Source organism: Desulfosporosinus sp. OT (assembly GCF_000224515.1).
Taxonomy (GTDB): domain Bacteria; phylum Bacillota; class Desulfitobacteriia; order Desulfitobacteriales; family Desulfitobacteriaceae; genus Desulfosporosinus.
Genome location: NZ_AGAF01000124.1, coordinates 1 through 24,268, shown reverse-complemented (window position 1 = coordinate 24,268; position 24,268 = coordinate 1). Strand labels below are relative to the sequence as shown.

Genomic DNA, 24,268 nt, shown 5'->3' with positions numbered 1-24,268 from the left:
TATTTTTCGGCAAAAAAAGTATTTGAACCATATAGGAGTATTGCAAAGAGAATAATACTTATTGTCATATATATAAAAAGCTTAAGCCGAATTGGCAAGTTCATAATCATCCCTCAAATCTATATCCGAAGCCTCTAATTGTGGTTATGAGATAGTCCTTTTCACCTAATTTTATTCTCAGCCTGTTAATATGCGTATCTACGGTTCTGAGGCCTCCAAAGTAATCATACCCCCAAACACGATTTAACAGCTGCTCACGGGATATTGTTTGGCCCTTGCTTTCAACCAGAATCAATAATAGAACATATTCTTTGGGACTTAATACGACTTCCTTATTGTTTACTTTAACGACATGTGAAGAATCATCGATTTCAAGCCCATCGAACGAAAGCACCTTGGACTCCTGATTGCCTTTGTCCATTCTTCGGAAGAAAGCATTTATTCTTGCGACTAGGGCGGTCGGTCTAATAGGCTTTTTAACATAATCATCGGCGCCTATTTCAAAACCGTGGACCTCATCAAAATCATCACTTCTTGCAGTCAACATTATTATGGGAACATCCGATAGTTTTCTGATTTCTCTGCAGACTGTCCACCCATCATATTCGGGGAGCATAACATCCAGAAGGACTAAGTCTATACTCTTGTGGGAACTCTGAAATGTCTCAAGGGCATGTCTTCCATCAGAGGACTCTATAACGTTGAAACCTTCTCTTATAAGAAAATCCTTCAAAAGAATTCTGATTTTCAACTCATCATCCACAACCAATATGGTTTTATTGTCCAAAGTTGAAACACCCTTTCTATATGAATTAAACTTTACGGCTTTATACTATATTGGTAGGTTGTATTGGCAAGGGTAGTTACATATTTAGTCAACTACGCACTATTTGAATTTATGTAATTAGAGTCACAACTAAATTATAGCATAATATAGATTCGATCTATGGGAAGAAAGGATTGTTGACAAAACTGTAACAAAACTTATGAAGTTCTGTAACAATACCTATATAAAATTGAAAAGGTAGGCTAGTAATATATAAACATGCTCAGGAAAACATAGTTTGAAAATAGGAAGGAGAATAATCATGAATAAAAAATTAGCAACTATTCTTAGCCCAGTTATTATTGGTGGAATGATTTTTTCTGTAAGTATAACTGCAATTGCAGGGACTACCACAGACCAGAAGGCTCAGGGACAACAATTTGATGGACGGGGTCACGGCAGAATGGGAGGCCAATTTGAGGGCCAAATAGGTAGAGGTATTAATAAAGACCTTGCAGCGAGTCTTGTTAAGGAAGGGATTATTACACAGGAAGTTGCCGACAAGATAACCAGCTATATGGAAGATAAAAACGCCGAGAGAAAAGCTGAAATGGAAAAAATCAAGGCAATGAGCGAGGATGAACGCAAGGCTTATTTTGAAAGCCAAAAGGCCTCAACAACCGAAAAAATTGAAAAGAAAGCTGACTGGCTGTCGGAAATGCTTGCATCAGGAATACTGACTCAGGAGCAAGTAGATTCAATCACAGCATACCAGCAAAACGAAATGAAGGCCCAGCAGGAGGAACAACAGGCAAAGCGTCAGGAAGCGGAGAAGAGTCGTATGGATAGCCTGGTATCCGCCGGAATTATAACACAGGATACTGCAGATGCCATTACTACATATAATGAAACGCAGGAAGAAAGTTATAAAGCCGAAATGGAAAAACTAAAGGCAATGACGGATGATGAGCGGAAGACTTATATGGAAAGTAAGAAGGATGCGAAGAGCTATGGCAAGAAAGATCAGTATGCTGGATTGCTTGAAGCCGGTGTATTAACCCAAGAACAAGTAGATTCCATAAAGGCATATGACGAAGCACAGAGGCAGGCTAATCAAGAGGAGCAAGAAACAAAGCGCCAGGAACAAACTCTAACAAGGCTGGACAGCCTTGTTAGTTCAGGGACTATTACGGAGGATCTTAAAAGCAAAGTAATCGAGTTTTTGAACAACCAAGAAGAGACACGTAATGCTGAGATGGAAAAAGTAAAGGCAATGACGGATGATGAACGCAAGGCATATATAGAAAGTAAGATGAATGTTAATAAAGATTCTGTTAAGGGCGACAAAATTAGTCCATTAAAAGGACTGGTTGATGATGGGACATTGACTCAGGATCAGGCTGACGCAGTAGTAAAGGTTTTGTTTCAAAGGTCTGTTCAAAATAAGTTTTGGGGCACCAAAACAAGCTCTTCAAATTAATGGCAGAGGATTAGAGGCTTTACAAAACAAAGTAACCGTCAGTCAGGACACTGCGTTCTGGCTTGAGGGAAGTAAACAGGAATTTTAATATAATGTATCGAAAGGGGGATGTTAAAACGCTACTTTTTTAGTTCTCTCGAAGTGTCTCCAATCATAGAAACATAGCTGTAAGTCCTCGGCTTTGCCGGGGGCTTACTTTTTTAGGCACACTATCCCCAAAAAATGAACGGAGGGATGATGTGTCTGAAGTCGAAGAATTGCGTTTGAACATGATTAAGATCAACAAGGAAGATCTTATACGGATCCAGAAGTCGTAGCTGCAAGTCGAGAGTTGGATGTTGTTTTAGACAAGTACCAAGGGATGCTAGTGAAACGAACGGATGAGGATTGAGGAATAGCAAGAGCCCACGGCGTTAGTTGATGGGACGCAAAAGGAGAGCTTATCTACTCACCTTTTTTGTTGCCTATATGGTGGTGGATCTCCTTGAAGTTAGCGGCTATATTTCCCCAAGAAGTCTCATCGACCATTCGTATGCTATTATATCCAAGAGATAAGTCTATAAGCTGATAGGTTTTGTCTGTTTACCCGGGTATAATAGACCGGACTATGGAAAGATATCTCAAGTAAAGTGTTCGTCCTAATCATAGCTCTCATCGTACGGTGGGGGCTCTTTTCTCTCTCTCCAAACTTACAATTAATTTTTCATACAATCTTATCCAGGGATTTTTTACTTTATAGTATATTAGGGGCCTTTTTAATTTTTCGGGACAGGTTTCCCCTAATTTCGCAAGGAAGTTATGAGATGATTGAGTCCAGATTGCCATTGCGTGAGTTAGGGATTGCTGAGTTAATATTGAAACATTAACAATGAACAAAGAGAGAGAGATGTTATGACAGGCTTTTTTTCTAATCCTTGGGTAGTTGGTATAGGTGGAGGTATCTTTTCTGGGTTTATTGTATTCTTGGTTACGAGATTTGCCTTTTCGAATCGTGACAAAATGGAATATTTTCGCAACCTAACGACTGCGAACAAAGAAGTAATCTATTCTATCAGATCTATCATTTCCGAAAATGTTCTTCCTAGTTCAGAAATCATCAATGCTTTAATTAGGGCTAACTCAAGGAGATACCGTGTAGATCAAAAGGATATGTATACCTTAGTGCAAATTTGTGAAGAACTGATTAAAGAGATAATGGACTCGAGCTTCATTGCATCAAAAATAAAGCTGGAATACTGCGATATGTTATCAGGAATCAAGACGGATAAAAAAGAAATGGTAATCAATACAGATGATGATAAATTATCTTCGGCTACATATATGAGTGAATCATATCAAGATGAATACAAAAATAAATTAATTACTGAGTTTAGTTTAATATTAGGATTATTAGCGGCCATGGTGCCGGTTGTAATTTATATTATCCCTGGGTTAGAGTCTCCTTTTACACCAGTTGTGACGGTTGTTTTTGTTGCTTTAATTGTAACGATAGGTTCAGTAGGACTAATTCATAAAAGGACTATTAGGTTTGAGATTGATAGGAATTCTTCGAGTAGAAATAGGAATGGTAACAATGACGTCGAAAAATTGGAAGGAAACAAGCATGAAGATGCAGTTTAGCCCTAAAAAGGACTACGTCGTTGTTAGTTATCTCAGTAATTATAGATACACAAAAACCAAAGAAGTGCCATTAAAATCAAGGAGCCAACACCAGTGAAAATCCTCTCAACCTCAATCTCCGTCCTAGCCTGGTTCGAGAAAGATGGCGCCCCGCACCCACTCTGACTCAAATTCAACGACAAAGAACTTAAGATCGAGCAGGTCGTTTCCGTAACAGAAGAGAAGCTCGCTAGCAATAAAATGTTGATCCTCCGGTGCCAAAGCGAAATCAAGGGGGAGCTGCGGTCGTTCGAGATTAAGTATGAATTGGGAACCTTTATCTATACTAAGAAAACAATGTATTCAACGTAAACAACGTAGCCATAATACACAAGGTTGTTTGATCGACTTGATGAGTTAGTTGTCCGGGTGCCACGAGGGATACCGCAGGACGAAGGTCTAGGATATGCTCGCTGGCATCCCATGGACAACAGCGCATGTAAACAAGCTTAAGGCCAGAAGGGACATTTTACTCCGCAGAGGACAAATGTTCCTTCTGGCCAGCGCCGAGCGTCGTAAGCAGAGGTTTAATCTATTACGTTTCAATTCTATCGAGAGTCTTTTTTATTTCCACTGTCTACTTGACAGGGGGCAGTTCACTTACGGTGAGAGGTCTTTTTTGCGTTAATAAGAAATATTTGTACTTTTGTTATACTGTGATAACAGAGCTAACACGGTGCAAATGTTCGCCTATGGTAAATATTTTATCGGCAGAAAATTTTGGCGGTAGTAAACTGCTTGGGGAGGTGTTACTTATGAACGAAACAAATGGAGTGTATAAGCGTACTCGGTCCGGCCGAGAAGGTGCCATAAAACGTTCAAAAGAAACCGAACATGAGCGGGGTACTGACCAAGAGTATCTTAACGTTTATTTACGCGAGTATAAACTTCATGAATCCTTGAGAGGGCGGGTTAAGAGTATTACTCAAAGATATGATTCGAGATAGTCTAATTGATACGCGCGCCTTTGGATTCGGTGAGGTTTGGACTATCAAAGACGAACTAGTTTCTATTCCAGATGCAGATAGGATAGATGATAGGGTTATACATGCTTACCGATCAATACTTATTGTGTCTAATGACAGTGGAAATACAAATCCACTTACAATGACGGTTAATACGGCACCTTTGTCTCATAGAGTTGATTTGAAGAGGCTTGGAGACATTGAGCTACGTGCGAGTAAAGATAATCTCAGATACGACTCAATGGCTAAACTTAGGTCGTCGAAAGATGGGGGCTATTTTATTTTGTGAGATAGGTTTCCCGTTGTCTCGTGAGGAAGGTGTGAGATGATTAGATGTGACATCCACCTAAAACTCAACGACAAGGAACTCAAGATCGAGCAGGTAGTCTCAGTTACCGAGGAGAAGCTCGCCGGCAATAGGATGCTGGTCTTCCGATGTCAGAGCGAGATCAAGGGAGAGCTGCGGCCGTTCGAGATTAAGTATGAGCTGAGAAAACGCAAATGGTTTCTTTGGAAGATGTAGAATAAGAATTGTGGTTCAAAGGAATAATGTTCTTATGAAAACTCTCGTCCTACTTGCTCCCATCAGTCATGGTGGGGCTTTTTTTTGTCGTTGACAGATCATGGGTAAACAAATAAGCTTTTACCTAAGTATTAAGTTTTCAGATATGCAAGACGGGAGGAGTTAATACATATGATCATAATTGACAAAACCGTTTGCAGGCGAATAGCTCACTACAGGGAAAAGCGTAATTTGACCAGAGAAGAGTTAGCTGCTAATGTCGGAATCAACCTTAAAAGTCTTATCAATATAGAAACCGGATTAAGAATACCTCGCATAAACGAGCTGGTACAATTGGCTACTGGGCTTGGTGTATCAATTGATGAATTAGTTAATAATGAATAGGACCCCCTTCTAGCCTATTTTATACTCGGAATATGGTATATTATGGTCATTGGGGATGGAGTAGCACTAAAAAGATTTAATAAATGTAGCTTGAGGGAAGAAATCAGGAATTTTAATATAATGTATCGAAAGGGGGATGTAAAAACGCTACTCTTTTAGTTCTCTCGAAGTGTCTCTCAATCATAGAAACATAGCTGTAAGTCCTCGGCTTTGCCGGGGTCTTACTTTTTTGGGCTCACTATCCCCTAAAAAATGAACGGAGGGATATTGTGTCTGAAGTGGAAGAACTAATAAAGCGAATCGAAGAATTGCGTTTGAACATGATTAAGATAAAAGAGGGAAAATCTTATACAGATCCAGAAGTCGTAGCTGCAAGTCGAGAGTTGGATGTTGTTTTAGACAAGTACCAAGGGATGCTAGTGAAACGAACGGATGAGGATTGAGAATAGCAAGAGTCCACGGCGTTAGCTGATGAGATGCAAAAGGAGAGCTTATCTACTCTCCTTTTTTGTTGCCTATATGGTGGTGGATTTCCTTGAAGTTAGCGGCTATATTTCCCCAAGAAGCCTCATCGACCATTCGTATGCTATTATATCCAAGTGATAAGTCTATAAGCTGGTAGGTTTTGTCTGTTTACCCGGGTATAATATACCGGACTATGGAAAGATATCTCTAGTAAAGTGTTAGTCCTACTCGTAGCCCCCATCATAAAATGTTGGGTGCCTTTTATCTGCTTATTTCGACAGAACATTATCTTTTACACCCGTTGATATTATCGGTGCATAGTAATAAAATCACTGAGTGAAAATTTTTATTGAAAGAAGATGTTTTTGAGTTGAAATTCACGGTCAATGCTCAGATAGAAGAATTGAGATTGAAAATGCAAAAGGTTGCTGAAGATAAAGATCTTACTGATTCGAGAGTAGTAGGCATAAGTAAAAAGCTTGACGTATTAATTAATGAGTTTTACCTCAGTCAAGAATGGAAACCCTAGTTTTAATCATTTAATAATTCGGATTCAGCCAAAACCTTATAAACTCCACAAGCTGTTTTCCTTCAGCTGTAAGTATTTTTCCTCTACCATGACATTCCTTACAAATAAAAAAGATTGGTTCATCAGGTTGATCAGGAGTCATTTCTTCTACAATACTTAGTTTCTCTTGAGTCCCCAAAGTGCGAAAAAAATCTTTATCCCAGAACTCAAACCATGTAGGGTTCTCTGTCCTGCCAAGACCGTTACACTTTGGGCATCGTTCGTCGAGAGCATCAAGGTCAATCATACGTACCCTCCGTTCAATGATTGCTCGTTAATTAGATCCTATTTTAGGTAATGTTGAATAAGAATTAAATTATGGAATATCAAAGTAGTATCAGGGCATTATATCCCTCGTAAATTGTTCGTCCTACTCATAGCTCTCATCGTACGGTGGGGGCTCTTTTTTTTCTCCAAACTTGCAATTAATTTTTCATACAATCTTATCCAGGGATTTTTTGCTTTATAGTTGGAATGCTATTGAAAAGCAATTGATTATAAGTAAACGTGAAGGAGGAAAAACCAATGGAGCAACTAAATAGCTTAATGAGATTTCTAAAAACAATACAAAGGATTTTAAAAATAAAAGACTCTATCGCAGCTAGCATATTTTCAGGTGTATTAGGGACCGTAGCAATGGATATACCAAACTTATTATTTTGGAGAGCTAAGAGAACTGAAGCCCTTTATGGGCATATTGCTGGTTCGGTTTATGTACGTCCTTTTAGAACTAATCAACGGAAGAATTTTATATTAGGTCAGATTACACATCATATTACAGGAGCTGCCTTAGCAATTCCATTAACAACATTTTAAGAAAGACAGGAAGAGACCATCTTACTTTAAAAGGAGCATTTTACGGCTCAATTACATGGGAGCTTATCTACGGAATGGGTCAAAGATTTTCAGCATTTTCCACGAAGCCCCATATGACAAAAACTCACTTTGCGGAACTATTCAATAACACTATATATGGAATTGTTACTGCTCATGCAATCGCTGCGTTTTCGGAACCTTCAATGTATCCAGATGTTCCAAACAAAACAGCTGCTCAAAGTTTAAAAAAGGATACTGTTTCAGCTATCTACTCAGATGTAAATTTCGAAGAGGAGAATGCTGTGCTCATGTAAATTATTTCTTAAAAATGTGTAGCCTCCGGCTATTTCGGAGGCTTATTTGCGTTTACACACGCACTAAAAACGGGGAAACAACGGGCAAATCTTGATTTAGTCCACGGTAGTATATCTCAACATCGGTTTTGGAGTTTACTACGACCTTTTCAACTACGTCTGAAATGAACATCTTTAATTGTGCATGGTCAGATTTGTCTACTTGAGAAAATCTGGCCAGTTTTTCTTTGACATATTTAACTCTGCCCTCCAAGGATTCTTCTAATGAGTGCGATTGTTCGAGCAATGCCCGCCGACGCATAAGATTCTCCCTGGCTAAAGTGTTTTCTGCCTGAAGATCCTTAAATTGATTTATTGTGATACCTTCAGCACGGTAAAGCTCAAGATCTTTACGGAAAGCTTTCTCGATCTTAGTTAACTCTTTGTCTATTTTCTTAATCTCTTTATCGTTCTCCATGCTTTGTCCGTGCAGGTTTTCTTTTTGGTTACTTACTAAGCTATCGACTAGGCTAAGATCAAAACTAATTTCTTGCAAAGCGTTTAATATAACCTCATTAAGAACCTCTTCCCTAATTTGAATCATCGAATCTTTCTCTGTCAAATGACCATGGATACACCGGTAGTAAAAATAACGCTTGTATACCATATTAACTGTGCCACTGGCAGCTTTGGCACTAGCGTGGATCATTCCTTTGCCGCAAAGACCACATTTTGCAATACCTGAAAGCAGAGCTCTGTTCGTACCAAGTGCTTTGTTTGTTCTACGCCGCCCTATAATCTCTTGTACTTCGTCCCAAAGTTTTTTGCTCACTATTGCTTCATGGGCATTCTCGTGGATGATCCATTCTGACTCAGGATTTTTTTTGGTCTTAGATTTAGTCTGATTAAAAATTATAGTGCCTTTGTAAGCTGGATTATGCAATATATGAAAGATCGTTGATTTGCTCCAACGTTCAGCTCCAAATCGAGTCGGAATTGGTATATCAAAAGGAGGATTTCCGTTTTCCATTGCAGCAATAATTAGGTGTGCGCCAAGTCCGTGTTTAACTAATTCAAAAATTTTTCTCACAATCGGAGCCGTGTCTGGATCTATTAGTAGTTTGTAATTTTCCGGACGGATAACCGTTCCGTCTTCACGTATAACTATACGCGGGCGCCGGTAACCGTAGGGTGGCGTTGGTATCGCGAATTCACCTCTTTCAGCCTTGCGTATACAGCCATGCCTTATTTGCTTTGATAGTTTTTTTCTCATGCTTTGGCTCATACCTGCGTGTATCATGAAAAGAAGCTCATCGTCATCTTTGCTGGAATCATAGCCTTCTTCTAGGCCAATCATGCGAAGATCCCATTCGTCACAGATCTTTCGTTTCATCCATAGGAGATCAAGGTTATCCCGGCCAAAGCGTGAGATATTATTAAACACCACTCCACAGAACTTCTTGGCTTCAGCATCGGCTAGTAGGCGTTGGACATCGGGCCTTATGAGCATAGATTTTCCGGAAAGGCCATCGTCGATATAGGTATCATAAACAACACCTCCAGAGCGATGGACCCATTCGGTGCAGTAATTTAATTGATTAGGTATAGAGGTTTTTTGGTTTTCATGATCCGTCGAAACGCGACCATAAATGGCCCACTTTTGTACTTCCATGTTTGCCATCCTTTTCAGTTATTTTTTTGTTTATTTCATTTTCCACTATACCCGGAGGCGGACTCTTTGAGACACTTAATACTCATCGTATATGGTACGCATGCCAAAAGGTACTTGTTCCCCCAAATTCTCTTAGCCTCAATTTTAAACGGGTAGCCCATTATTTCAAGGTTTTCTTCGCGCTTTTTTGGTTGAGCAAAATATTGTACTAGGAATTCACGGAAGGATTCACGATCTAACATTAAGCTTGGAGAATGATATTCCCAATTTAATCTTCCAAGATAGGGGTCGACAAGAGCAATAAGTCCAGGCATATAATCTGTATCAACTAAACGCCGAGCTGCAGCTTCAGTACTAACCTTGAAATACTGAGTCATTTTTTGGATTAGATATGTAAAATTATCCGAGTATCTTCTTGCCAAACTATATACAAGATTGGATGGCATTAATAAAGCAGCGGCAAAATTATTCGCTTCGTCTTTTTCTTCATCGGGTTCGCTTGATCCTGGATAAAGATTACCGTGTTTATGTTCAAGTAATAAGTGCCCAAACTCATGACAAATGCCAAAACGCTTTTTGTTCAGATGATGAAATTTATTAATAAGGATATACGCTACCCAATCAGAGCAAGCGAGTTGTGCCGTTATTTCTCGTGGAACGCAGTCACACTCCTCCATGATAACTTCAATGTCAAACTTAGTCTCAATAGCAACAGCAACATGTATCAGATTTAATGGATAATCTGCATGGGGTAGATAACTAAACATAAAGGATCTTGCTATCATTTCTCCACTAACGCCACTTTTCCACATATCGAACCCCGCACTTGTTGTCAGATATTAAGAACAATATAAAAAAATTGTCGAAATTAAAACGACAACTATTTTTTAGATAGTTGTCGTCTGTTTGTTTTTATTCGATTCCAGTCCTTTTAGAAAATAGTCCATAAGATCGTTATGTTCAGTTACTAGTTGTTCGACCTGTATAGCCATCTTTTCCGTATCTTCGTGATTTTGTTTAAGAAGAGTCTCGATACTGTCTAGGTGTTTATCTACATGTTCAAATCGTTCATTTATTCTCGTAAATTGTTTTGCAACTAGCTGTTGGAATTTTTCATTATCCTCTAATTTAGTTAAGTCTAACTCTTGAAATCTCTCATTATCCATCTTTAGTCCCCTTTCATACTTGGATTATACCCAGTAAAGCACAAAGGAGTGTCACTTCGCTGTTATCCCGTAAGGAGGCGTAGTTGTAATAGCCGCATTAGTTAGACCACTATTGGGACCTTGTCCACTAGCAAAACAAGATAGATTATCGCCTAAAGCAGGAAAGAAATTAAATTAAAATGATGCTTGTATTAATAAGGTTATAAGGCTGATTTTACGTCCCATTTTCTCCTCACCACTTCTATTTTTTATTTCTCTGAGTATCGCGTTTGGCCCGTCTGTGTTCAACGGCTTGTATGTCAAGTTCTCGGAGCTTTTCAAGTTGGAATTCTAAAAAGGACAAACTTTCTGGACTTAATTCTCCAATTTTCTTTTGGAAAGTACGAATCCGATCTGGTGGGGTCGGTTGAATGTCATCATCGGGATCGTTACTAATGGTTGGATTAGGAATATTAGTCCGTCCGATAAGATAATCTACTGAAATCTCAAGTGCTTCTGAAATTTTATATAATATATCAAATTTAGGTTCTCTCTTATCAGATTCATAAAACGAGATAGTAGACTCACCAAGAAAAAGAATTTCGGCTAATTCTTTTTGAGTTAGTCCTTTTTCCTCTCGTGCATTTTTCATGCGTTGCCCAAAAGTCATAATGTATCACCTCACTAATTCTATTATATCCTTGCAAGTTGCAAAGTCATTAAAAAGTTGACATACTTGGCAATAACGAAAGTTCATATTTTATTATTGACAAAACGCAAAGTTGGAGGTGAATAAATAATGAGTACTATTAAGGAAGCGAGAGAAAAAGCTGGCCTTACACAACTAGAAGTTGCTAAAAAGCTGAAAATTTCCGATAGTTTTCTTTCTCAACTCGAAAATGGAAAGCGCAAATTATCTCTTCAAATGGCAATCGACATAGCGGAAGTACTAGGCATGAACCCAACAGATATTTTTTTGCCTTGTAACATGTCAAAATGCAAAGTTGATAAAGAGGTAAGAAGCGTGAGCTAATCAGGAAATACCCATATTCTTTATTCATAAGGCTTAGGCTCAAAACATGATGGAGCAGGAAAAGTAGTGTTCGGATTATGGATTGAAAAAAGTTTACTCCCGTAGTGGTCGCCCAATAGTTATGGTTTTAGTTCTAAATGCAATTTCTTCATAAGCAATCTTAATTCGATTATAAAGAAATTCAACTTTTTTTCCAAAAGCCCTATCTGGATGGAAGGAAATATTCGGGAATACTATTTAAAGTTTACCTTGATTCATCAAATTTGGGCATAATCGGCGGTAAGATTTCAAAATTAGAACTATGGAAGAATGATTCCTTGATGGTTAATTATGATAGAGAATGGAATAAGGCCCTCCACAAAGGTGATTGGTGGTTTGGTATATGAACTTATTCGAGCATCAGATCATGAACATATGACCCAGAGAGTCACTAAATGAGTGCTAGTATTTGACTTTAACGATGAACGGCCTGATTATTAATTTTTTCGCATAGCTATAAAGCCTCAAATATAACAGAGGAGGTCAGAGATGTTTGGATTTTTGTCTAAAAGAAAGCCTGTGCTACACGTATGCAATCAAGTAGCAGCTACTAAGGCTACAAACGAGAAACATCCTGCTCGAAAATGTCCTTTTATGTATCCTTTGGTTTATAGAGATCATAACGGATTTCCAATTCATAATTTATACGATTGCATTCGCCAAGAGTGTCAGATATGGGACGGTGTGAACTGTAGTCTACATCATGTAAGGAAATCTTAGATTTTTATTGCAATGGAAGAATATGCCGAACATATTTTACTGGATTGCTTTGGCTTTAACCAATACTCAAGAGCCCTATTTAAAATGGATACCGCAATAACTGAAATTACTTAATTTAGATAAGCCCAGTAACCAACCAGTGGCGCGTAAGAATGTAAGGGAAGGAGAAAGGGGGAAGAACTTGATGGCCAATACAACCGTTATGACCATAAAAGGTCAAAAAATAAGCGTCACACAGCATGGAAAGCCAGATCCCCAACTAATACAAAAAGCATATGAACGCCTGATACTTAATATCCTCCGAGAGTATGAAGATAGGGATAAGTTAACGTCATCATTAGTGGCTAAGATGTGAGAAAGGTAACAAGTCCCTTTTTTATGATGGACATGCTTTAAAGAGGTGATTCAAATTGAAACACAACTTTAACGTTGAAATCAATGGATATAAGCTGGGTGTTACCGTTGATAAGTCAGGTTACAGGGGGTATACCAAATGGCGCTGAAGCCTTTTGGGGTTGAAACTATCAATGCGAGAGAGGATTTGTCCTACGCTTATTATGCCTTAACTCATAGCGGTTGGATACAAAATCAATTCCTTAAGGGCAGATCAGTAAAGTTGTAAAGAGAAAGGGGGAACCAATATGTCAATCGACTTAAAAGATTCAATGAAGCAATTAGAAAAAATGTTTGACGGACTCAATACACAGGGATTGGGAGGTAGATCAAGAGTCACATGGCCCGTAATCTAACCAATCTATTCATAGTCAATCTGTGAGCTACGAATACCAATATCCAAGGGCATTCTTCACGAATCTTCAACTTCAGCATAGAGTCCTTATCCCTTATGAACTGATAAAGTCGAAATCAAATCGGCTTATCTTCGTAAAGCTAATTATCGACAAGCATATGAGTGGTGAAATCGATATCTTTATGTACCATTTTGGAATGTTCCTAGTGTATAGCGATTACCGCCACAGAGAGAAAGAAGATTACGCTGAAACGTCTATTGGTAAAAAGCGTACCCAATTTGTCCAAACGCTGCCAATTTCCCGTTTTTTGAGTGAGGATGATTTTATCTCAGCAATATGGTCTCAACTAATCGAATATCGGGAGACGGAAACTGATGAATACCAAAGGAATCCGTTTTTAAAAAATGTCCGGATTTTATTTACTAACGAACAGTTTGCTTCCTGGACAGGAATCAATTATTCCGATGACGTTACTTGGTTGGAGCCCATTTCCGGTAAACTTGGGCTGGAATGTCGCAAATGGTCTTAAGCAACGAAGAGAACTTCGAGGTATCCGCAGTAACTTCATGAAGGGTATCGTCTTTGGGATCATCCGGATACATCACAAAGGTTAGTTTTCCAGGTTCCGATTCATAGATTTCAAGCACAGTCTTATCATCAATGATTTCAATCTTTAGTTTACTGGACATTGGATTATGTACCCCCTTACTTCAAGAAAGCAGAACGACTTGGACTGTCTGCTTAAGATCAAAGATGTTATTTGAGTCTGGGTGGGGTTACGTTGAAGACGGATTGTATTTCAAGGGGATCGTAGGATTTTTCTAATCTGGTGCATTCATTCTTTTCTCTTCTCTAAAACCAAATCAAAATTACTAAATTAGTCTTTGCGATTACAAGAATTATAAACTTATTTTTTCTGACAAGAGGGATGAACGGTCGATATTAAATCCGATGAGCAAATAACAAGCTGGGAGGAAAAACGATGCTAGTAAGGCGGCTGATGTCAAATCAGCATGAGAGGAAAGAACGTAACAACAAATCTACTCCAGGGCATTACCGGTTGGATATAAGCACAGGGCACAAACCAGCCCAATTAAACGACGGTTATAATTATGAACGAAGGTTAAGTTCTCAGGTTAAAACGTTTAAAACATTCAAAGTGTTCCACTTGTTTTCAGGTTCTGGCGGAGGAGCTTTGGGGTTTCAAAATGCTCTGGACAACTTCAAAGGCGTAACAGGGCAATTTAAAACGCTGGGCGGCGTGGACGTTGATCCGTTAGCTTGTGAAGATTTTAAATACCTTACATGGGTACAAGCAACCCCAATGGATCTCTTTGAACGACGGGATTATATCGCCTTTCACGGACGTGAACCTGGACCGGAGTGGCATGAGTCAACGACCGAGGATCTTTTGGCAGCAGCTCAGGGAGACTATCCGGATGTCATCTTTCTCAGCCCGCCCTGTAAAGGAGTGTCTGGACTGCTTCTCCAGAAAACGGCTCAAGGAAGTCCTTATCCACGCTGATCCGCCTTATCCGCTGTCGACAAGATCAAAACGTATTTATGCCAATGAAATGACGGATAAAGATCATGTTCAGCTGATAGAGGTCTTGGACCAACATCCCGGACCCGTATTACTAAGTGGTTACTCATGCGACTTGTATGACGCCAGACTTAAGCACTGGAATCGTAAAACAGTTAAGGCATTTGCTGAAGGTGACCGTGAGCGAGAAGAAGTCTTATGGATCAATTCAGTTGCAGCAAGGACGATGACGGAAACCCTCTTTAATTTTTGAACTATAAACCGAGCGATGAAAGGAGTTAATTAGCCGTGGAGAACAAGGATACGCTGAGATGTGAGATCTGTGGGAAAACCCATAAGGATACACCCATTATCGAGAAACCTTGCCGGTTCGGTTTTCGATCGAAGATTATACAACTGAAACAAAGTACAGGCGATCATCGAACGCAGGAAAATATCTGTCTGGAATGTCTTCAAGGTGAGATCAATCACTTGTAAAAGAGTCGTCCGGTTGAAACCTCAGCTCATTGACGTTACTTCATGCGGACATCATTTTCTTAGAGATCACTTAGCGTTACTGAGATCGAAGGCCTTATACATAGGTTCACTGTTGGTTGTGTTCCGAACAAGGGGGAGAAAAGATGGGAAATGTAAGCAAAAATAATGTTACGAGACTATTTACTCTAAATGAACTTTCCCTTAGATTATCGCCAGCGTTAGCTGATGAGATCGGTTTAAACGAATCGATTATCCTGCTTCAACTGGAATATTGGATCCACATATCGAACCATTTTATTGAAGGCCAACGATGGACCTACCAAAGTGTAAGACAAATGCAGGAAAAGGCCTTTAGCTTCTGGAGTGTTGCGACAATATCCAGAACTGTGAACAGCCTTCTGGATAAAGGCCTGATTATCGAGGGGAAATACAATAAGAAATCTTATGACAACACCCGATGGTTTGCGTTGAACTACAAAGAATTGTCAAAGCTTAAAAGCATAATGATTCGAGGATATGACATGGAAGGGAGTGAAACACCCCTGTTTCAAAATGAAACACCCCTGTTACAAGATGAAACACCCCCGTTACAAAATGAAACACCCCTGTTTCAAAATGAAACGACAATACCTCAGATTACTCCTCAGACTACTCCACAGATTACTCCACAGAATACTATAGCTGCAGCAGCTGCTGATTGCGTCTATGCGCGTGAAGATGACCCCTGCGTCATGGGGAGACATAAACCCGTCGAGGTAAGTGACTCATTGCCAGACGTAGAGGATGAAGGGATGGGTCTCAAAGCCATAGACTTTGCAGAGCTAAACCTGAAACGTGAGTTATCCAATTATGAGCGTAGCGAGCTGATCCATTGGTGTAAAAAGTTTAAAGCACTTTCAGACTGTCATGATCCGGAATCAATAGTCATCGCCGGCCTGAAACGGTGTGTTATCAAAAATGATCTTTCCAGCTTGATCGCTTACTTAGAACCAATTCTTGAAGATTTGTTAAAAAATAATATAATAAGACTGGAATAAATATACAATTATTGGAAAAAGTGAAGGGATGCCCTAAACAAGAAACCCTTACAAAAAGAGAGTGGTCATATAGCGGCAATGACGGGAAGAAGCCGCAAAGGAACGGATAAAACGGATAAATACGAGAAATTTTATTTGTGACTTATGATCTAGTAATAACCAGATTCAGGGAAGGAGGTAAAAAATGGACAAAAGCACTCAATTAAAAAAACGAATACGGGGTTTTTATGAAAAACAAACAGAATGTGTTCAGTGCCAGAGCAGGGCGATAAGATCGGCAAGGATCATTATTTTTGTCCAGAATGTTGTGCTGAATTCAAAGTGTTTGAAACCAGTGTCAGAGTGTACTCAATCAGTGCGGATGGCGGGCTAATGAAAATAAGCTAGAGGAGAGGGAGGAAGTCAAAAGTGATTAAAGTGCTCATTTTAATCAGTATGATGATTACACTAGGTAATGCAATATCATGGTTTCAAGGAGAGGGGGATGTAAAGTGAAAATGTTTGGTTCTATAGGCACAAGGAGTTTATTGTTTGGTGTTCATCAATTTTTATGGCATCCCCTCACGGTTTGGCTAGCGTGGAAAGAGCTCTACGGTAATCCCAGTTGGAAGGAAACAGTTTGTATTGCGCTTCATGATATGGGTTACTGGGGTAAGAAGAGTATGGACGGGAGTGACGGAGTGAGGCATCCTGAAGCCGGCGCGGAATTGGTTGGGCGAATGTTCGGTGAAGAGTATCGGCAGCTCGTGCTTGGACATAGTCGCAGTTACGCGAAGTTACACGGTATTGATCCTAGTAAACTTTGTTGGGCGGACAAGCTTTCCATCAAATACGAGCGCTGGTGGTTGTATCTGCCGCGTGCCTGGGCGAGTGGTGAGCTTAAAGAGTATCGTGCGGTAGCAGACCATAAAAGGTTTGTAGACAAAAATGAAAGCAACAGGAAATGGTTTGAAAAATTGAAAGAAGATATGGAGAGGCAATCAAAGGAAGAAACCCGAAAACAGCATTGCATAAAATCGATTAAAAATACCGTTGGAGCAAAGCAGGTACCAGTAAGATTATAAGTATATGTTTAAATAAAAATATTTACACTCTCACTTGCTTCTAATAGGTTAAGTTGTTAGAATAAATACAGAACATGCGTTCTAGTTTATTCGAAGGAGTGAAGGGAATGAACAGTCCGATTAAATGGATGGGCGGAAAGTTTAGATTGAGAAATAAAATCGTTGAAAGGTTGCCTAAGGATCATCTTTGTTACGTTGAAGTGTTCGGCGGGGCTGGATGGGTATTATTCGCAAAATCTCTCTCTAAAGTAGAAGTTCTGAACGATATAAACGGTGAACTCATCAACTTTTTTAAAGTCGTGCGGGACAAAACACAGGATTTTATTCAGTCTTTTGAACATCTTCTTGTCTCGAGGCAGATCTTTGAAGAGTATAAAATAGCCAAACTAAATGAATTGGATCCTATAGAACGAGCAGCTAGATTTTATTATTTGGTGCATTTCAGTTTTGGAGCAAGAATGCAAAATTTTATCATTAGTCCAACGGGTGTCAAGTTCGCCCTTAAAACATTGGAGCAAGAAATAAAACAGACCAGGGCACGGCTTTTAAATACGATTATCGAAAATCGAGATTTCGAGAAGTTAATTTTAAGCTATGATCGGACCACCACACTATTTTACTGTGATCCACCTTATTATGGTCTGACAGGCTATCAAACGCAGGGAAGTGGAAACTTTACAGTAGAAGATCATGTTAGGCTCAGAGATGTGTTGGCACGGATCCAAGGTCGATACTTGATGAGTATCAATGACCATCCGGATATTAGAGAGCTGTACAGAGGGTTTAACATAGAAGAAGTTAGCGTTCGATATTCCGTTTCACGGAAAGACAAAAGTACTTTAAAAAAAGAATTACTTATATCAAATTATTGTAATAACGATACGGCTAATATTCAAATTGCGGCTTAAGGTGTTTACGATGAAAATACTCATGCGACCTATTGAAATGGTTACCTGGTTTACGAAAGAAGGCGTGATAAATCCAGTAAGGTATAGGGTCACATCTGAACAGAGTGAGTCAGTTGTTGTTAAAATTGACAAGGTTATACTACGAACTGAGGAAAAATTGGCTGGGAAAAAGATGATTATTTTCCAGTGTCAAAGTGTTATTAATGGCTTACAAAAGGCATATGAAATTAAGTACGAAATCGAATCTTGCAGGTGGTACCTTTTTAAAATGTAATCATGGAAATACGGGTAGGGTTCATGTGGGTTTTGTCGCATGAGCCCTTTTTAGATGATTTTGTTCATGACTATTTCGGCTTAAATGAAAAAATAGTTATGATAGCAATGGGGGAATAAAAAACATGAAACGCCGTGTCTTTGTCCGATAAAAAGCTAAAATTAAATCTAACTCAAACCCAGCGAAACGGTCCCTTTAGGCTTGATTACGAGTTATAATTTATAATTAGTAAGCAAGCGTAATGTGAGGTGACTAATAATTGAAACCTTTTGAACTTCTCGATAAAATTACAGTCAGCGAATTCCAGAGAATTCTAATGTTCTTGGATGGCCATTGTGATTATCAAGTAGCGCTTAAAACTATGAGAGATGGACTAGGCGCAACCAAGGAGAAAAATAGGTATTGGATACTTAGCCACGCTGAAGTTTGGTGCTATTTAGATTTAACGCGTAAGGATAAACTAAAGCAGAGAAAAATCGAAGACATGGGTCGGCTGATTAAAGAAGTGATAACTCACTTTGATAAATAAATTTGAATTGTCGTTTTTAATTGAGTGGCCCCTAAAAGCTTAACATCGAACATAAATCCATTTTGTAACATCCGATTTGAGCGCTGACTCCACTACTAGACTTTTGGACGTTCTGTGCATAGAACCCTGTACTCGTTGCAGTTAAGGACATCGGTGGGGTTATTAGGATTAGCGTTTAGTTAAACTAGTTGTTAGGTATTACCCTCACAGAAAGGTGAGTCTTATTGTTTTGTTGATTTCGTTTGTCAAATTTTGCACATGTGTTATGCCAATGATAGAGGATGCTTGAGGGTGGGCTTGTGACGCGTGAAGTTTGGCTTTCCAAAACTTAAACGATAGGATCAGAACAGGAAACCCTAAAAAACGGAGTAGAGTGTTAAATCGATGGTTGTTGCCAATCCTAAATGAGTTGTATCACCGATATTGCCGCACATTTGAATTCATTTCTCGTGCCTACAGACTGTCGAAACCGAGATAATGTGGCTAATTATAAGTAGGGCCATTTCTTTGCTTACTTGTAGCTTACTCTATGCAATACGATCTCCCCCACTTGGTTCTATAGAAATTACTACAAGGTTACACTAGTGCACAAAAGAAGGGCCAAGCCCGATGTGGACTTGACCTTTGTGTGGATTAGGTGTAGCAAGAATCCTGTGACCGAGAACCTACGGCAGAATTGAAATAATTTCGCAGGGCTTTGGAAACTCAACTTGACATTTAATCTTCTTGTTTCTTTACGGTTACAAAAATATTCTTATTCGCAAAGTGAACTAGAGATTTAGCGCCCGAAGCAAAAAGGATTTCGTGAGATAAAGTATCCTCGTCCACATCTAAAAACTCATCATAACCAAAGTCATCGAATCCCTTTTGATTATTGTAAAGTCCTTTCTTTTTAACGTAGTCAACGGAAATCTTGCTAACCTTTTTATAAGTTATTGTCCAAACTCTCTCCTGGTCGGTGAGGATAATTGAAACCGTAATTTTCTTTGCCCTTCCAAATTCTTTATGCTCAATAACTATATCATTTAAACTAGAGTCGTGTAATGAACTCCTTTTAAAGAAATCAAACGCTTTTTTAGAAAACCTAGCTTCTAACGACTGAAACTTAATAGTGTAAGCCTCATCGTTAAGTTTCCACTGATCCCTTGCTTTCTTTTTTTCATCAAAATCTGAGGAATTTATCCTATTCCACAGGTCTTCGGTAAAGTACTCCATAGCATAGACCCCCGTTCAAAAAGGTTTTTACGAATTGCATTAATAATCCTAAATTTCAATTTAGATTCCTATTGGTATTCTTATAGGCATTGGTATCTCTGGCGATACTGGCATTGGGGCAGGCGTAAAGCAAATTAAGCCGGGGGCCGTTGCAGTCTGCGTTTGTTTCGGCGTTTTCTTTTTGTGTTGTTGGCATAAGAAAAAGGAGACGGATAATCCATCCCCCTATTTTTTGACTACTTTGTTAGCAATTTTTATTTTTGTTTAGCAGTCAGTTCAAAGTTAACAGTCCATGTTTTGTCACCTTTTTTATTCACTAATGCTGCTTCATTATGTGAAAACCACTTAACTTCTCCCAAATGCTTAGCATAAGCAAATTCGTCGGGGAGTTCTGAAATAACTTTTTTTCTATCTAATTCAGCCCCATTGTTATCTCGCAAAACTATATAAATCTCAATAGATTTGACTCTATGCTGACATAAGACCTCAGCACTAAATTTCTTGTCTGAACTTTTAATAGGTTTCTTCCAAACCCATTCATTTGTGTAATTAGCTTCACGAATCTTGGAATATATCCTTTCAAAGGGTTCAATATCCCAATCTTCATTTTTCGCAACTATTATTTTAATACCGTCCATTATTAAGTCCAAAGTTTTTTGCTTCTTTTGATAATCATCACTAGCTAAAAAATTATTATAATCGAATTTTATTTGTACGATATAAACACCTGAAAAGTTCATAACTCGCTCTTCTTTGACCTCGTCGACGCATTCAACAAGTATCTTTGAGCAGTCTTTTGTTTTCATCTGTCCAAATAATCTTTCGAACATAGCTGAAATGTTTCTGGTTTCTAATCTGAATTTACGCCTTTTATCTTTCCAATTTTTTTCATAGTCCAATTTGGTTGCTTCATTACGGAGACAATTTTTCTCATTCATTATTGCAACAATCCTGTCTTCATCTGCAATATATGGTAAATCCAAATCAAATTCACTTAAATACAATTTTTATCATCTCCTTATTTCCAGGGCTGTGGCCTTCGGTGCATGCCCATCGAATTTCCTTCTCCCCAAAGCCTCATTGCATTATTTGCTTCCCAATCAAGGGCTGCTTGTCTGCCTGGAATGTACGGAGCAACAACGTTTGCTCCGTACTTATCAAATCCAGCGGCATTATTAAAGCTATTTACTTGAGAATTTGCTCTTGGTGATGTCCCATTTTTATTGAGCGGACGTTCACTAATTCCTGTCTTTACGACATCCCCAGTCTCATTTTCAAATATTTCATATCCATGCTGAACTTTAGTACTTAATTTGCTGTTACCATGGATAACTTCACTTGCCCCCTTAGCGGCTTTTGTTCCCCTAGCTGTATCAACAACCTCATCAACCTTAGAGGCTGCTTTTACAGCTTTACCAGCATAGGAACCAGGAATAAACGGAACAATTGAGACAACGTCCCACCCTACATAGCCGGCCCCTCCCCAACTAGGATTCCTAAAGAAATCGACTACGTCATAAACCAAATTTACCATGTCAAGTATGGTTTCCCAAAAATAGCCGGTTGGGTCAACAATGTTTACTGGGTCACCGCCAGCATAGGCATATCTGTTCAAATCACTGCCCAAGTACGTATCCTTCGTCAAGAACCTGCCAATTCCTGCCGCATAGTACCCTAGCATTCAGGAAATAAAGTCCTGTCTCAGTATCTTACCTGTAGCCCCTGTAGGTGTAGGCATTGTTAAACCCTTGGTCATTGTTGATGTCAACCGTGTTTCCGCCGTTCGGGCCCCCATCCTTCACCGCACCAGTGCTGTCCGTCACCGCCACAACGTCCCCTTGGGCGTTGTAATGGTAATAGTAGTCATTGTTCCCGGCAGCACCATAGATATTAACCGAGAGGAGTTTTCCTTCGGGTGATCGGGTATAACGGGCGGTAACTTTCCCTGAATACTCACTGGAGGTTTCATACACCAACTGACCGCTAAAGTAATGGTAGGCTATGGTCTCACCATTTGCAGTTTTAGTGAGACGCTGACCATCCCCATCATACGTGTAGCTGGCAATAACTGCCCCTGCTCCGTCTTTCAATGCAGTTAAGCGATTAGCCGCATCATAAACGTACTGTTGGGTCTTGCCATTCACTGTTAACTTAGTGAAGTTCCCGTTGGCATCGTAACTTACATTACTGGCTGATCCATTGATGGTACTGATCTTATTATCCCCATCATAGGCGAAGGTATTTGTTTGCCCAGAGGGTACATTCATCGACTGAATGTTTCCTGCCGGGTCATAACTATAGTTAAAGGTATAAGGTGTTCCACCATCCGTGATCGTGGCTTGAGTTAAGCGGTTTAGCTTTTCAGTTCCATTAATATCGTTATAAAAATAATCCGCCGCTGGACTTCCCGGGCCATTACCCGTCACTGTTATAAGTCGGCCATCGTCATCATAACTATACTGACTCGACAAGAGCTTTGTCCCAGTGGAGTTCACGGTCGAGGTTCCGGTCAGCTGTTGACCCTCATTGTAGTCGAATTGGTCTTGGGTACCGTTACCATTGGTCTGGATTTTCGGCTTGCCGCCCTCATCGTATTTAAAGGAGGTGTTTTTGCCTGCTGCAGAGACTTTCTCGACTAAATTATTGGCCGAATAGGTGAACACGTAGGGGATGGCGGGATTCGCTCCATACGTCAGGTCAAAGCCGATCAGTTGATCTGTCTTGGAGTACATTTCCCCTGCTGCAGGTTTGGTGACCTTCCCGAGGAGGTTGTCGCTGTCGTTTTTTTCTACATAGCTGGTGAGATTTCCTACCTCATCATACCCATAATCAAATTTTCGAGTGATCGTCGGATCATTAGAGACGGTGGCCTGAGTGCGCCGTCCTTCCAGATCATAGCTGAAGCCGTAGGTTTCATTGCTCGAGAATCTTAAAGCCTTAAGCAGACCTAACGGACAAGTCTGCTAGTTTGGCTACTGCATTGCGTGAAATGGGGCGAATCGAAAAGACCATCTTTATTCTTGATTACATATCCAGCGAAGCCATGCGACGAAGAATCCACCGGAGATTAAACAAAGGTGAAGCAATGAACGCATTAGCTAGTGGGAACATATTAACTTCCTGGGCGAGTATAAGTTTGATTCGAGGCAAATTACAACGTTAAAAACTTTACGCCCATTAAATAGTTCAACTGGTTATTCCAAAGAGTAGGGAAAACTGTTTTTACCTTCCCTTAAATATCTTAGGGTATAATTTTGTTAAAATGACACTGCCAGATATATTTGTATTAAAATTATTTTTAAAACAGTGAACCATTCAATATAATCAATACACTTTATTATAGGAGGACAACTTTTAATGTGTAAGGAAGAAGGAACGATATGGAGAACACCGACCTAATTAAACGATGTCGATCGAGTGATCCGGATAGCTTTAGCGAGCTTTATCACCTGCACAGAAAGAAGGCTTTAGGAACTGCTTACCTTATATCCAACCAAAAAGGAATCGCAGAGGATATCGTACAGGAATCTTTTATCGAATGCTTCCAAAAAATCCAAACTCTAAAAAATCCAGAAGCCTTTGAGGCATGGTTTTATAAGATTCTGGTGAGAACAGGTTGGAGGATGGTAAAAAAACACAACTACTTTCTCCTCATGGGTGATCAAAACATGGAAGAATTAAGCACAACCATGGATTCCAATTCCGAATTGGATACCAGCGTGACCAACCTGATGGTACATGAAGCATTAGCTCAATTAAGTTTACCATTGAAAACTGTCGTCATACTATATTACTTTAATGATATGACCATTGAGAAAATTTCAAAGGTTTTGGGCTGTTTTCCGGGTACTGTAAAATCTAGGCTTTATAATGCTAGAATACAGCTACATGATGTACTTGATGAAAACGAACTTAATGAGCCGGCTGTAAATACTTTTTTTTGT

The 24,268-nt window shown here is 39.4% G+C and carries 35 protein-coding genes and 1 pseudogene; 24 read left to right on the top strand and 12 right to left on the bottom strand.

Features of this window, described 5'->3' with window-relative positions; all coding sequences use genetic code 11:
• Positions 1–106 precede the first annotated feature (106 nt).
• A complete protein-coding gene (locus DOT_RS11515; protein WP_009618572.1) occupies positions 107–787 on the bottom strand; it encodes a response regulator transcription factor in 681 nt (226 codons plus the stop codon).
• Between the two features lie 301 nt (positions 788–1,088).
• On the opposite strand from DOT_RS11515, the gene DOT_RS11510 reads away from it, so the two are divergent.
• The 8 genes and pseudogenes from DOT_RS11510 to DOT_RS11475 all read left to right on the top strand — a co-directional run bounded on the left by DOT_RS11510 (position 1,089) and on the right by DOT_RS11475 (position 6,771).
• On the top strand, positions 1,089–2,246 hold the full coding sequence (locus DOT_RS11510) for a hypothetical protein (RefSeq protein WP_009618570.1): 1,158 nt from the start codon (positions 1,089–1,091) through the stop codon (positions 2,244–2,246).
• 239 nt (positions 2,247–2,485) lie between these two features.
• Positions 2,486–2,637 (top strand): annotated as a pseudogene (locus tag DOT_RS28600) (aspartyl-phosphate phosphatase Spo0E family protein).
• A 500-nt stretch (positions 2,638–3,137) separates the two neighbouring features.
• Complete coding sequence (locus DOT_RS11505; protein WP_009618567.1) at positions 3,138–3,866, top strand: hypothetical protein; 729 nt, start codon at positions 3,138–3,140, stop codon at positions 3,864–3,866.
• Positions 3,867–4,660: 794 nt separating this feature from the next.
• On the top strand, positions 4,661–4,852 hold the full coding sequence (locus DOT_RS11500) for a hypothetical protein (RefSeq protein WP_009618561.1): 192 nt from the start codon (positions 4,661–4,663) through the stop codon (positions 4,850–4,852).
• 343 nt (positions 4,853–5,195) lie between these two features.
• Positions 5,196–5,393: a hypothetical protein gene (locus DOT_RS11490; protein WP_040411942.1), complete on the top strand. Its 198-nt coding sequence runs from the start codon at positions 5,196–5,198 to the stop codon at positions 5,391–5,393.
• 171 nt (positions 5,394–5,564) lie between these two features.
• Positions 5,565–5,777 carry a helix-turn-helix transcriptional regulator gene (locus DOT_RS11485; RefSeq protein ID WP_009618557.1) on the top strand — a complete coding sequence of 71 codons (213 nt, stop codon included), beginning with the start codon at positions 5,565–5,567 and terminating at the stop codon, positions 5,775–5,777.
• A gap of 269 nt (positions 5,778–6,046) precedes the next feature.
• Entirely contained in the window at positions 6,047–6,220 is a 174-nt protein-coding gene (locus DOT_RS11480) for an aspartyl-phosphate phosphatase Spo0E family protein (RefSeq protein ID WP_009618553.1), read from the top strand.
• Between the two features lie 371 nt (positions 6,221–6,591).
• Complete coding sequence (locus DOT_RS11475; protein ID WP_009618549.1) at positions 6,592–6,771, top strand: aspartyl-phosphate phosphatase Spo0E family protein; 180 nt, start codon at positions 6,592–6,594, stop codon at positions 6,769–6,771.
• Between the two features lie 10 nt (positions 6,772–6,781).
• On the opposite strand, the gene DOT_RS11470 is transcribed toward DOT_RS11475, so the two are convergent.
• Positions 6,782–7,057: a hypothetical protein gene (locus DOT_RS11470; RefSeq protein ID WP_009618546.1), complete on the bottom strand. Its 276-nt coding sequence runs from the start codon at positions 7,055–7,057 to the stop codon at positions 6,782–6,784.
• A gap of 278 nt (positions 7,058–7,335) precedes the next feature.
• Between DOT_RS11470 and DOT_RS27785 the strand changes: the two genes are divergently transcribed.
• Positions 7,336–7,626, top strand: a complete 291-nt coding sequence (locus DOT_RS27785; protein WP_009618543.1) for a hypothetical protein — start codon at positions 7,336–7,338, stop codon at positions 7,624–7,626.
• Between the two features lie 74 nt (positions 7,627–7,700).
• Positions 7,701–7,940 carry a hypothetical protein gene (locus DOT_RS27780; RefSeq protein ID WP_050809867.1) on the top strand — a complete coding sequence of 80 codons (240 nt, stop codon included), beginning with the start codon at positions 7,701–7,703 and terminating at the stop codon, positions 7,938–7,940.
• A 52-nt stretch (positions 7,941–7,992) separates the two neighbouring features.
• Here DOT_RS27780 and DOT_RS11460 read toward each other — a convergent pair whose 3' ends face one another.
• From DOT_RS11460 to DOT_RS11445, 4 genes are all read right to left on the bottom strand, one after another.
• Complete coding sequence (locus tag DOT_RS11460) at positions 7,993–9,591, bottom strand: recombinase family protein (RefSeq protein ID WP_040411938.1); 1,599 nt, start codon at positions 9,589–9,591, stop codon at positions 7,993–7,995.
• 35 nt (positions 9,592–9,626) lie between these two features.
• Positions 9,627–10,358, bottom strand: coding sequence for an ImmA/IrrE family metallo-endopeptidase (locus DOT_RS11455; protein ID WP_207637042.1), 732 nt, complete (start codon positions 10,356–10,358; stop codon positions 9,627–9,629).
• 120 nt (positions 10,359–10,478) lie between these two features.
• Positions 10,479–10,757, bottom strand: a complete 279-nt coding sequence (locus DOT_RS11450; RefSeq protein WP_009618535.1) for a hypothetical protein — start codon at positions 10,755–10,757, stop codon at positions 10,479–10,481.
• A gap of 241 nt (positions 10,758–10,998) precedes the next feature.
• On the bottom strand, positions 10,999–11,406 hold the full coding sequence (locus tag DOT_RS11445; protein WP_009618532.1) for a helix-turn-helix transcriptional regulator: 408 nt from the start codon (positions 11,404–11,406) through the stop codon (positions 10,999–11,001).
• Positions 11,407–11,535: 129 nt separating this feature from the next.
• Here DOT_RS11445 and DOT_RS11440 point away from each other — a divergent pair, with 129 nt between their 5' ends.
• From DOT_RS11440 to DOT_RS30410, 4 genes are all read left to right on the top strand, one after another.
• On the top strand, positions 11,536–11,769 hold the full coding sequence (locus DOT_RS11440; RefSeq protein ID WP_009618530.1) for a helix-turn-helix transcriptional regulator: 234 nt from the start codon (positions 11,536–11,538) through the stop codon (positions 11,767–11,769).
• 943 nt (positions 11,770–12,712) lie between these two features.
• Positions 12,713–12,883: a hypothetical protein gene (locus DOT_RS30415; RefSeq protein WP_009618526.1), complete on the top strand. Its 171-nt coding sequence runs from the start codon at positions 12,713–12,715 to the stop codon at positions 12,881–12,883.
• 138 nt (positions 12,884–13,021) lie between these two features.
• The gene (locus tag DOT_RS32350) at positions 13,022–13,150 is read left to right on the top strand and encodes a hypothetical protein (RefSeq protein ID WP_009618524.1); all 129 of its coding nucleotides are present in this window, start codon (positions 13,022–13,024) and stop codon (positions 13,148–13,150) included.
• A 284-nt stretch (positions 13,151–13,434) separates the two neighbouring features.
• Positions 13,435–13,806: a hypothetical protein gene (locus DOT_RS30410; protein ID WP_207637041.1), complete on the top strand. Its 372-nt coding sequence runs from the start codon at positions 13,435–13,437 to the stop codon at positions 13,804–13,806.
• Here the strand turns inward: DOT_RS30410 and DOT_RS11430 are convergent.
• Positions 13,748–13,966 (bottom strand): hypothetical protein, encoded by a 219-nt coding sequence (locus DOT_RS11430; protein WP_009618522.1) that lies wholly within the window; start codon positions 13,964–13,966, stop codon positions 13,748–13,750. The genes DOT_RS30410 and DOT_RS11430 overlap by 59 nt on opposite strands.
• Before the next feature lie 293 nt (positions 13,967–14,259).
• On the opposite strand from DOT_RS11430, the gene DOT_RS27775 reads away from it, so the two are divergent.
• The 8 genes from DOT_RS27775 to DOT_RS11390 all read left to right on the top strand — a co-directional run bounded on the left by DOT_RS27775 (position 14,260) and on the right by DOT_RS11390 (position 19,109).
• Positions 14,260–14,802 (top strand): DNA cytosine methyltransferase, encoded by a 543-nt coding sequence (locus DOT_RS27775; protein WP_050809866.1) that lies wholly within the window; start codon positions 14,260–14,262, stop codon positions 14,800–14,802.
• Positions 14,717–15,073 carry a DNA adenine methylase gene (locus tag DOT_RS29705; protein WP_139024193.1) on the top strand — a complete coding sequence of 119 codons (357 nt, stop codon included), beginning with the start codon at positions 14,717–14,719 and terminating at the stop codon, positions 15,071–15,073. Before DOT_RS27775 ends, DOT_RS29705 begins: the two co-directional genes overlap by 86 nt.
• Positions 15,074–15,108: 35 nt before the next feature.
• Positions 15,109–15,297 carry a hypothetical protein gene (locus tag DOT_RS11420; protein ID WP_009618516.1) on the top strand — a complete coding sequence of 63 codons (189 nt, stop codon included), beginning with the start codon at positions 15,109–15,111 and terminating at the stop codon, positions 15,295–15,297.
• A gap of 143 nt (positions 15,298–15,440) precedes the next feature.
• Positions 15,441–16,334, top strand: a complete 894-nt coding sequence (locus DOT_RS27770; RefSeq protein WP_009618514.1) for a DnaD domain protein — start codon at positions 15,441–15,443, stop codon at positions 16,332–16,334.
• A 184-nt stretch (positions 16,335–16,518) separates the two neighbouring features.
• Entirely contained in the window at positions 16,519–16,707 is a 189-nt protein-coding gene (locus DOT_RS11410; RefSeq protein WP_040411934.1) for a hypothetical protein, read from the top strand.
• 124 nt (positions 16,708–16,831) lie between these two features.
• A complete protein-coding gene (locus tag DOT_RS11405) occupies positions 16,832–17,398 on the top strand; it encodes a hypothetical protein (protein WP_242833825.1) in 567 nt (188 codons plus the stop codon).
• Positions 17,399–17,505: 107 nt separating this feature from the next.
• A complete protein-coding gene (locus DOT_RS11400; protein ID WP_009618501.1) occupies positions 17,506–18,306 on the top strand; it encodes a DNA adenine methylase in 801 nt (266 codons plus the stop codon).
• 533 nt (positions 18,307–18,839) lie between these two features.
• Positions 18,840–19,109 carry a hypothetical protein gene (locus DOT_RS11390; RefSeq protein WP_009618495.1) on the top strand — a complete coding sequence of 90 codons (270 nt, stop codon included), beginning with the start codon at positions 18,840–18,842 and terminating at the stop codon, positions 19,107–19,109.
• 717 nt (positions 19,110–19,826) lie between these two features.
• Here the strand turns inward: DOT_RS11390 and DOT_RS11385 are convergent.
• Genes DOT_RS11385 through DOT_RS11370 form a run of 5 tightly spaced genes read right to left on the bottom strand, consistent with a single transcriptional unit; the run spans position 19,827 to position 23,056 of the window.
• On the bottom strand, positions 19,827–20,324 hold the full coding sequence (locus DOT_RS11385) for a hypothetical protein (protein WP_009618493.1): 498 nt from the start codon (positions 20,322–20,324) through the stop codon (positions 19,827–19,829).
• A 55-nt stretch (positions 20,325–20,379) separates the two neighbouring features.
• Positions 20,380–20,520 (bottom strand): hypothetical protein, encoded by a 141-nt coding sequence (locus DOT_RS30405; protein WP_157998442.1) that lies wholly within the window; start codon positions 20,518–20,520, stop codon positions 20,380–20,382.
• Between the two features lie 58 nt (positions 20,521–20,578).
• On the bottom strand, positions 20,579–21,328 hold the full coding sequence (locus tag DOT_RS11380; protein WP_009618491.1) for a hypothetical protein: 750 nt from the start codon (positions 21,326–21,328) through the stop codon (positions 20,579–20,581).
• Positions 21,329–21,342: 14 nt separating this feature from the next.
• Entirely contained in the window at positions 21,343–22,005 is a 663-nt protein-coding gene (locus DOT_RS11375) for an RHS repeat-associated core domain-containing protein (RefSeq protein WP_009618489.1), read from the bottom strand.
• 28 nt (positions 22,006–22,033) lie between these two features.
• A complete protein-coding gene (locus DOT_RS11370) occupies positions 22,034–23,056 on the bottom strand; it encodes an RHS repeat protein (protein WP_009618487.1) in 1,023 nt (340 codons plus the stop codon).
• 236 nt (positions 23,057–23,292) lie between these two features.
• Here DOT_RS11370 and DOT_RS28595 point away from each other — a divergent pair, with 236 nt between their 5' ends.
• Positions 23,293–23,487 (top strand): Tn3 family transposase, encoded by a 195-nt coding sequence (locus DOT_RS28595; RefSeq protein WP_009618485.1) that lies wholly within the window; start codon positions 23,293–23,295, stop codon positions 23,485–23,487.
• Between the two features lie 217 nt (positions 23,488–23,704).
• A partial coding sequence (locus tag DOT_RS11365; protein WP_009618483.1) for a sigma-70 family RNA polymerase sigma factor occupies positions 23,705–24,268 on the top strand: 564 nt, incomplete at its 3' end.

Coding starts and splice junctions, on each gene's coding strand:
- DOT_RS11510 (WP_009618570.1), top strand. CDS start 1,089: ATGAATAAAAAATTAGCAACTATTCTTAGCCCAGTTATTATTGGTGGA.
- DOT_RS11505 (WP_009618567.1), top strand. CDS start 3,138: ATGACAGGCTTTTTTTCTAATCCTTGGGTAGTTGGTATAGGTGGAGGT.
- DOT_RS11500 (WP_009618561.1), top strand. CDS start 4,661: ATGAACGAAACAAATGGAGTGTATAAGCGTACTCGGTCCGGCCGAGAA.
- DOT_RS11490 (WP_040411942.1), top strand. CDS start 5,196: ATGATTAGATGTGACATCCACCTAAAACTCAACGACAAGGAACTCAAG.
- DOT_RS11485 (WP_009618557.1), top strand. CDS start 5,565: ATGATCATAATTGACAAAACCGTTTGCAGGCGAATAGCTCACTACAGG.
- DOT_RS11470 (WP_009618546.1), bottom strand. CDS start 7,057: ATGATTGACCTTGATGCTCTCGACGAACGATGCCCAAAGTGTAACGGT.
- DOT_RS27785 (WP_009618543.1), top strand. CDS start 7,336: ATGGAGCAACTAAATAGCTTAATGAGATTTCTAAAAACAATACAAAGG.
- DOT_RS27780 (WP_050809867.1), top strand. CDS start 7,701: ATGGGTCAAAGATTTTCAGCATTTTCCACGAAGCCCCATATGACAAAA.
- DOT_RS11460 (WP_040411938.1), bottom strand. CDS start 9,591: ATGGAAGTACAAAAGTGGGCCATTTATGGTCGCGTTTCGACGGATCAT.
- DOT_RS11455 (WP_207637042.1), bottom strand. CDS start 10,358: ATGTTTAGTTATCTACCCCATGCAGATTATCCATTAAATCTGATACAT.
- DOT_RS11450 (WP_009618535.1), bottom strand. CDS start 10,757: ATGGATAATGAGAGATTTCAAGAGTTAGACTTAACTAAATTAGAGGAT.
- DOT_RS11445 (WP_009618532.1), bottom strand. CDS start 11,406: ATGACTTTTGGGCAACGCATGAAAAATGCACGAGAGGAAAAAGGACTA.
- DOT_RS11440 (WP_009618530.1), top strand. CDS start 11,536: ATGAGTACTATTAAGGAAGCGAGAGAAAAAGCTGGCCTTACACAACTA.
- DOT_RS30415 (WP_009618526.1), top strand. CDS start 12,713: ATGGCCAATACAACCGTTATGACCATAAAAGGTCAAAAAATAAGCGTC.
- DOT_RS32350 (WP_009618524.1), top strand. CDS start 13,022: ATGGCGCTGAAGCCTTTTGGGGTTGAAACTATCAATGCGAGAGAGGAT.
- DOT_RS30410 (WP_207637041.1), top strand. CDS start 13,435: ATGAGTGGTGAAATCGATATCTTTATGTACCATTTTGGAATGTTCCTA.
- DOT_RS11430 (WP_009618522.1), bottom strand. CDS start 13,966: ATGTCCAGTAAACTAAAGATTGAAATCATTGATGATAAGACTGTGCTT.
- DOT_RS27775 (WP_050809866.1), top strand. CDS start 14,260: ATGCTAGTAAGGCGGCTGATGTCAAATCAGCATGAGAGGAAAGAACGT.
- DOT_RS29705 (WP_139024193.1), top strand. CDS start 14,717: ATGTCATCTTTCTCAGCCCGCCCTGTAAAGGAGTGTCTGGACTGCTTC.
- DOT_RS27770 (WP_009618514.1), top strand. CDS start 15,441: ATGGGAAATGTAAGCAAAAATAATGTTACGAGACTATTTACTCTAAAT.
- DOT_RS11410 (WP_040411934.1), top strand. CDS start 16,519: ATGGACAAAAGCACTCAATTAAAAAAACGAATACGGGGTTTTTATGAA.
- DOT_RS11405 (WP_242833825.1), top strand. CDS start 16,832: ATGTTTGGTTCTATAGGCACAAGGAGTTTATTGTTTGGTGTTCATCAA.
- DOT_RS11400 (WP_009618501.1), top strand. CDS start 17,506: ATGAACAGTCCGATTAAATGGATGGGCGGAAAGTTTAGATTGAGAAAT.
- DOT_RS11385 (WP_009618493.1), bottom strand. CDS start 20,324: ATGGAGTACTTTACCGAAGACCTGTGGAATAGGATAAATTCCTCAGAT.
- DOT_RS30405 (WP_157998442.1), bottom strand. CDS start 20,520: ATGCCAACAACACAAAAAGAAAACGCCGAAACAAACGCAGACTGCAAC.
- DOT_RS11375 (WP_009618489.1), bottom strand. CDS start 22,005: ATGCTAGGGTACTATGCGGCAGGAATTGGCAGGTTCTTGACGAAGGAT.
- DOT_RS11370 (WP_009618487.1), bottom strand. CDS start 23,056: ATGTACTCCAAGACAGATCAACTGATCGGCTTTGACCTGACGTATGGA.